1 protein-coding gene is annotated in these 1,424 nt (G+C 69.8%); it reads right to left on the bottom strand.

The features are described from left to right. Positions 1-1,382: condensation domain-containing protein (locus tag ACWCPW_RS51995; protein ID WP_449768689.1), on the bottom strand; the 1,382-nt coding region annotated here is incomplete at its 3' end. Positions 1,383-1,424 lie beyond the last annotated feature (42 nt).

Here is a 1,424-nt window from a genome sequence, read left to right as displayed (position 1 = left end):
GTCTCCGTGACATCACCCAGCAACTCCGCGAAGAACTCCTCGTGACCACCGTGCCGCAGACTCTCCCGCGCCTGCACCACGAAATCCCGGAACGGCAGCGCCGGCGCCAGTTCGCCGCCGCGACCGTCGAGGAACGCCCGCACCTCCTGGAGCAGGACCTCCATACCGACGTGGTCCTGGATGATGTGGTGCACCCGCAGGAGGCACAACAACCGTTCCCCGTCGGGCATGCGCGTGCTGTGCGCGTCGATCAGCGGTGCCCGGCCGATGTTCATGCTCAGTCCGCCGGCGGTGATCAACCCGGCCACCGGATCGAGGATTTCCGCGTCGAGGTCGACCTCCCGCACCCTCAGTGGTGCGTGCCGCTGGACCACCTGGACCGGCTCGGGCACGCCTTCCCACACGATCGCGGTCCGGTAGATGTCGTGCCGGTCGATCACCTGCTGGAGCGCCCACAGGAAAGCGTCGAGCCGAGCCGACGTGTCGAACTCCAGCACGAACGGCGAGACGTAGACGTCACGTTCGTCGTCGCCGGCCATCAGGTGGTGGAAGAGGATGCCCTCCTGGAGCGGCGCCAGCGGGTACACGTCGGCGACGTTCGCGGCACCGCCCTCGATCGACCCGACGAGCCGCCCGACCTCGGCGTCCGACAGATCCACCAGCGGCAACATCTCCGGCGTCAGCGCCGTTGCATCGGCGGGGATGCGATTCACCGGCACCCGCACCGGGATCGGCCCCGCGGCGGCGGCCAGTCCGGCCACCGTGGGCGACTGGAACAGGGCCCGGACCGACACCGAGACCCCACGCGCCCGCAGCCGCTCCACCAGCGTGATGGCCAGCAGCGAATGCCCGCCCAACGTGAAGAAGTTGTCGTCCACCCCGACCGACGGCAGGCCCAACACCTCGGCGAAGACCGCGCACAGGACCTCCTCGCGCACCGAGGAGGGACCACGGCCGCCGATGCCGGAGAGGTACTCCGGGGCGGGCAGCGCGTTGCGATCCAGCTTGCCGTTGACGGTCAGCGGAAGCGCGTCGAGCACCACGACTGCTGCGGGAACCATGTGGTCGGGCAGCCGCATCGCGGTGAACCGGCGCAGTTCCTGCGGCAGTTCGCCGTCCGTCGCAGCACCGCTTTCGACGGGAACGACATAGCCGACCAGCCGCTTGTCCCCCGGGGTGTCCTCACGCGCGACCACCACCGCACGGGCGACCAGCGGATGCGCGCCGAGCGTGCTCTCGATCTCACCGGGCTCGACCCGGAATCCGCGAATCTTGACCTGCTCGTCACCGCGACCGAGGTACACGAGCCGCCCATCCTCGGTCCACATCACCCGGTCCCCGGTGCGGTACATGCGCTCGCCGACCGCGAACGGGCAGGCCACGAACCGATCCGCCGTCAACCCCGGCCGCGAGACGTAACCCCG

The organism is Embleya sp. NPDC001921, assembly GCF_053594475.1.
The sequence above is the reverse complement of the archived record's forward strand: the minus strand, read 5'-3'. Positions and strand labels throughout refer to the sequence as shown.